Origin of the sequence: Lacrimispora sp., from assembly GCF_032078915.1 — a bacterium.
Taxonomy (GTDB): Bacteria; Bacillota; Clostridia; order Lachnospirales; family Lachnospiraceae; genus Lacrimispora.
Window position 1 is genome coordinate 21,706 of sequence record NZ_DAMAUN010000079.1, and the last position, 6,131, is coordinate 27,836.

5 protein-coding genes are annotated in these 6,131 nt (G+C 47.3%); all 5 read right to left on the reverse strand.

All coding sequences use genetic code 11. The annotated features are described in order from the left end of the window. Nucleotides 1-117: 117 nt before the first annotated feature. Nucleotides 118-864, reverse strand: a complete 747-nt coding sequence (locus RT269_RS23465) for an HAD-IIB family hydrolase (protein WP_313186250.1) — start codon at nucleotides 862-864, stop codon at nucleotides 118-120. Continuing rightward, the gene (gene nagA, locus RT269_RS23470; protein ID WP_313186252.1) at nucleotides 865-2,049 is read right to left on the reverse strand and encodes an N-acetylglucosamine-6-phosphate deacetylase; all 1,185 of its coding nucleotides are present in this window, start codon (nucleotides 2,047-2,049) and stop codon (nucleotides 865-867) included. It lies immediately after the preceding gene. 7 nt (nucleotides 2,050-2,056) lie between these two features. Continuing rightward, complete coding sequence (locus tag RT269_RS23475) at nucleotides 2,057-3,379, reverse strand: family 4 glycosyl hydrolase (protein ID WP_313186253.1); 1,323 nt, start codon at nucleotides 3,377-3,379, stop codon at nucleotides 2,057-2,059. A gap of 82 nt (nucleotides 3,380-3,461) precedes the next feature. Next, on the reverse strand, nucleotides 3,462-4,868 hold the full coding sequence (locus RT269_RS23480) for a class-II fumarase/aspartase family protein (RefSeq protein ID WP_313186255.1): 1,407 nt from the start codon (nucleotides 4,866-4,868) through the stop codon (nucleotides 3,462-3,464). A gap of 10 nt (nucleotides 4,869-4,878) precedes the next feature. Next, on the reverse strand, nucleotides 4,879-6,131 hold a 1,253-nt coding region (locus tag RT269_RS23485), incomplete at its 5' end, for a PTS transporter subunit EIIC (protein WP_313186257.1).

The following is a 6,131-nucleotide window of genomic DNA, read 5'->3' on the forward strand; positions in this document are numbered from 1 at the left end:
AAACTGTTTCTAACCGGCAGGGAACTGTTTCCCTCTTTCGCCATTCTATAGGAGAACTTTAATAAAAATCCGTACAGGCTGCTCCTTCAGCCTCTCAAAAGTTATTTATGAAGTCCGCTAAGGCATTGATAAGTATTCTGCCACATCTCCTACAATCAACGAGGCAGCTGCCACAACCTCTGAATCCCCGCTTAACAGGGTTGCACCGCTATAATCTTTAATCATCTGTAAGTCATTGGAACTGTCGCCAATGGTCCTTATTTCATCAAACCCGCCCCAATACCTGGAGATCCACTCCACAGCGGCCGACTTATTCACACCCTTTGCCACAATATCCCCGTTCCAGACATTGGCGTAAGCGGATATCAAAGGGAACCTTTCGTTCAGCCGGGCACACAGCGTCCGGATCCACTGCACATCCTGCCTGCGCCTGTGAATCTGGATGATCTCTTTCAGGCAATGGATCTGGTCGATGGAAACCTGCCCGTCACAGGGCTTTTGGGTGGTAGCTCCGGAACTTGAAAGCACATTCACCTTTCCGTTTCGCATGGATACACCGCTTCCTTCTTCACCAAGACCGTGAAGGTACCAAAGCACTTCTCTGGCCGTATGTTCATCTATGGTCCTGCAAAACAGCTCTTTTCCGCTTTCATCTAATAAGAGAGCGCCATTGTTTAGTATAAGGGCATCAGGCTTTATGGAATACTTCTCCAAAAACACACGGACAGAAGATTCATTGCGTCCTGTGGCAATGACAAACCGGTTTCCTGCTGCCTGCCAATCATTAATCGCGTTTAAGTTTTTGGCACTGATACAGCCATCTATATATAAGGTCCTGTCAAAGTCACTTACAGCACATTTCATCTATTCCCGTATCTCCTTTCCACGGCAAAATACGCTAACCAGATTCAAATTCGAATCCACGATCGTTAAGTCCGCATCCTTGCCGGGTTCTATGCTGCCCTTCCTGTCGTCCGTATGAATATACCGGGCAGGATTTAAGCTGGTCATCCTCATGATATCAAACCAATCCACAGAGGTATGTCTTGCCATGTTCTGAATGGAGCCTATGTAACTTAACTCCAGCTCTCTGACTGCCTGATAATCCTTGGGGTCCATCCATTCTTCCCTGCCGTCATAGTGAGCGATCCGTACCTTGTCTCCCTCTTTTATAAATTTCGTTTTCCTGACATAATGGTCAAATTCCGTCCGGGTCTGGGCAAGACCGCTGCAATCCGTGGTCATGATAATGCGTTTGCTGCCTTTGATCCGGAAAGCGATGTCAAAGGCCTCATGAGACACAGTCATGCCTGTCTGCTTGGCAAATTCACACATCATATCATCAAAATACAGGGCGGCGCCCGCCACTCCCAGCTCCCGGTGATGGAATCCACGCATCCCGCTGAAGGTATGGGTAAAACCGCCGATGCCGGCATCCTTTATCTCTTTGATCTGGGAAAAGGTGGCCCCACTATGGCCGACAGAGGTCTGTATTCCCTTCTCCCTGCAGAATTCCAGTACCTCTCTTGCCCCCTCCTGTTCCACAGCAATGGTCATATACCGGCAAAGCTCTTTGTTCCGGAAGCTGTTATAGATGTCCTCCATCACCTTAAGGCTTGGAAGAATGCAGCACTCTTCCCGCTGCATCCCCCGGTAAAGGGGATTGATAAAAGGCCCTTCCAGATGAACTCCCAGCATCTCAGCCCCGGGATAATCCGCCTCATAGGCATCATCCGCAGCTTTGATGCAGCGCTCGATTTCCGGAATGGTATCCGCTCCCGAGGTCGCCAAATAAGAAGTAACTCCTGCATAGGGAAGGGTGCGGCACATTTCTTTTAATGCGTCCGCACTCTTCTCAAACCAGAAAGAGCCAGTCGCCCAGCCATGGATATGGATATCAATGAATCCGGGCAGAATGACAAAATCAGAAAAGTCTTCGTATTGCCCGGTATAATCCTTATGCAGCGCCTTTATTTTCCCATGTTCCATCTCTAAAAATCCGTCAAATTCCTGGTTCTCAAGAATTATATGTTTTGAATAAAGTACCATACTCCACCTATCCTAACGTCCAATAATCTTTATTTGCAGCCATCAGGTCATCTAATACCGCTTTCGCCTTAGAAGGGTCCACAACCGTACGGTTCAGCGTCAGCGCCATTAATGCCTTTGTATAATCTTTTTCTAAAAATGCTTCCACAGTCAGAAGCTCATAGGCATACTGCCCTTCCATCAGTCCCTTGTAATAAGGCTTTATTGGTCCAAAGGGATAGCCCTTTGCTCCGTCCTTTCCAATGGTTCCTGCCACCTCTACAATTGCCTCCGGTTCAAAATTATCAATGATCCCCTGGTTTTTCACCATCACAATAAATTCCTTGTTCAGATCATAGGCAATGGATTCCGCAACCTCCACCATCAGGTTTCCAAACACACTGTTGGTCAGCATTTCCAGTCCATCCATATGGTCTTTCCCAACAGCCCTGGCGCAAAGTTCAAACACTTCCTTTTCCCTGGAATCCCGGGATTCATCGGCACGGGTGTAATCCGGGTCGCTTTCTTCCACAATTTCATCGGGAAACATGTAATACTGCATATAGGTGGTAGGAATATATTCATCCATTAGTCTCATGTATTTGTTCACCCTTACATAGGTATCCAGCCATGATTTTGAACGCTGTTCCGCATTAAAGGGCTTAAAGTCATGGTCTTTTAGATAAGACCGCAGCGTGTCAAAGTAATTATTTCCCTCCGTATCCGCAAGCTCCGTAAACCACCCGAAATGATTCAGCCCAAAGTAACGTGCCCGAAGGCTTTCCTGGGGTACTCCAAGAATTTTGGAATAGCTCTTCATCAAAGAAAAAGGCTGGTCGCACAGGTTTAAAATACGCTTATCATCAGGAAACAGCCGGTCAAGTCCCAATGCCACAATAGCGGCGGGATTGGTGTAGTTTAAAATCCAGGTGTCCTTGGAATAGGAACGGACCTTTTCCACCATCTCCTTCATAGCTCCCAGAGAACGCATACCATAAGCGAATCCGCCGGGACCGCAGGTCTCCTGTCCAACCAGTCCGTAACGCAGGGGAATCTTTTCATCCAGGGAACGCATCGTCGTCTTTCCTACCCTCATCTGGCAGAAGATAAAGTCAACATCCCTGTATGCCTCATCCTCATCCGTTGTAAATACCACCTCACATTCCGGATAATAGGATTTTAATACCAGACGGTCGTAGGCCTCCATTAATCCCATACGTTCATCATCTATATCATAGAAGATAATTTTTGAAAGGGGAAAACGTTCCTTATAATTGACCAGCGTACCCACAAGTGCCGGAACGCGGGCGCTCCCCGCCCCGGAAATTGTAATCACATGTTGTTTTCTCATGTTACTCTCCTTGTATTCTTAATCATGAAAGGGAATGCCGCAAATCACTGCCGCATCCCCTTGTTTGAATAAATACTGCTTTTTATTCGCCAGCCGCAGCTTCCGTAACGCCGTTTTTCTTTTCTGACTCCAGTTTTTCTTTCAGCTTCTTTGCTCCTATAAGAGCCTTATGGGCCATCTCCTCTGCAAGCACGCTGCAAAGCCCTGTATAGTTTGCGGGGTCGATCATGGATTTTAATTCATCTGCCGTAAACATGGAGGCAAGGGTTTCATCCTCTGTCAGCACATGATAATAATCATTTCCTTCCAGCTCCACAATCATGGCTTTTTCATACATGAGTTCATGAGCTCTGTCCTTGCCGATCTTTTCAGCCACGTTCATCATCACAAGTTCACTGTTATCAAGGCCCTGGTTTAAATTCACATTTTTAAGCATCCGCTCTTTGTTGATCCGCAGGGTGCGGCTTAATTCTTCGGCTCTTATCAGGACCTCGGTCGTCAGCTGAAGGCCTTCCTCCATAATTCCTTCAAACAGCATATAGGAGCTGCTGTCCCCTTCAAACATCCGCACTGCAGAATAAAGGCCGACAGAGGGAAGGGAGTAAAGCTTCTGGGAATTGGCGATAATCCCCTTGGCTAACTTGGGATTGATCTTCTGGGGCATGGTGGAGCTGCCGATGGTTCCCGGGGTAAAGGATTCGCTGACCTCAGAAAATTCTTCAACGCCTGTATAATAAACCTCTTCCGCCATTTTGTGAAACGTATTACATAGAAGAGACAGATTCATTAAATATTCCAGCTTCATCTGACTCATGTTCCGGCTGGGCACCTCCATAGAGCCCATACCCAGTTTATGGGCAACCCGGTTCTGGATTTTGCGGCCCACAAGACCTGTGGAATTAAAACCTCCTACGGCTCCTCCCATCATGGCTACAAACACCCGCTTCTCGCTTTCCTCGAGCCGTTCCAGAGTGTTCATCAGCTCGCTGATCCAGACGGAAACCTTATATCCATAGGTGATGGGTATGGCATGCCTGCCATGAGTTCTCCCAGCCATGACCGTATCTGCATGGTCTAAGGCCAGCCTGCCCAGATTTTCCAGGATATCTGCAAGAAAGCTTTTGAACACAGAATTTACCTGCTTTGCGATATAAAGCTGGGAAGTCTGCTGGATGTTCTGGGTTGTAACCCCGTAGTGGACATGTTTTCCGCCCTCGTCACTGCATGCCTTGACCAGCACCTTTACAAAGGGGACAAACCCATGGCCTACCTTTGCTTTGATCCGGTCCATTTCCTCAAGATCCAGATCTTCAAACCGAACCGCCCCAATGTCCTTAGCAGCTTCCATTGGTATGAAGCCTTCCTCTGCCTGGGAAAGAGCCAGGGCAGCCTCCACTTTAAGCCACGTCTCATATTTGAATGTTTCACTTAACAGTCTTTTAATCCCTCTGTCATCCAGTTTACTCTTAGAATCATAGAAAGCTCTCATCGTACACCTCTTATTTCTTCATTGCATCATCTACCGCATGCCGGACAAATTCCACATGAGGCCCAAATACAACGTGAATGTGATCCGTTGACGGGAAGAAGATACCCGCGCAGCCAGAATCCTTGATTTTAATCTGATCCACCTTGGTCGGATCTTTTAAGTCCACCCGCAGGCGGGAAATGCAGTTTTCCACACTGAGGATATTGTCCTTGCCGCCCAATCCCTTAATAACAACTTCCGCAATTGCCGGCCAGTTCTTTTCCTTCAGAAGAATGCTTGCTGATTCTTCGATTTCAAACCCTTCCCGTCCCGGTGTTTCCAAATTGAATTTTACAATAAACCATTTGAACACCAGGTAGAACACGATGAAGTTTCCAATTCCCAGAAGGATAAGGTTCAGCCAATGTGTATTTTCATATAAAAGTCCAAAAATACCAAAGTCAAAAATCGTACCGCGGATATAGCCAATGGAGATATGAAGCATCTGGTAAGGAATCGCACCAATACCGCTCATAATGCAGTAGAGAATAAACAAAGACGGTGAAATAAACAGGAATGAGAATTCCAGCGGCTCTGTGATATTGCCTAAAAACGCAGTCAGGCAGCAGGTAAGGATTACGCCTTTTGCGATCTTTCTGTTCTTTAAATAAGAGGTTCGGTACATTGCCAGCCCCACAGCCGGTACGCGGAATAAAGTTGTCAACATCTGTGCGCCTCCCAGATAACTGGTAAGGGTAGGCATCAGCTGGCCCCAGTATTCACTGCTGGGCCCTAAGTTAAAAAGAACTTCATTGGTGGCATTTAAGATTCCCACATATTCGGTCCCATTAATCATATAGGTTCCGCCGGCCTCAGTAAAACGGACCATGGAGGAAAGAACGTGATGCAGGCCAAAAGGAATCAGCGCACGGTTTAAGGCATAATAAATGGCATTTCCTATGTACGGTGTTGTAAAGATAAAGGAAATGCTGATAAGGAAATTGGTCAGCAGATTCCAGAACACCGGAATGATCAGTCCGATAGGGATCATTGATGCAAACGTAATGATAGGAATGGATTTCTTCCCTCCAAAGAAGGCAAATGCAAGGGGAAGCTCCAGGCGGTAAAACCGGTCCGCTGCCTTGGCGGCCACCAAACCTGCGATCAGGCCCCCCAGCGCTTCGATCTTCAGTGTCTGAATACCAAGGACCGTACCCTGCCCCACCTGAGCCGCGACTTCCGGATCAGCCAGAGTGCCCATCAGCCCCATACCTAAAAAGGCAA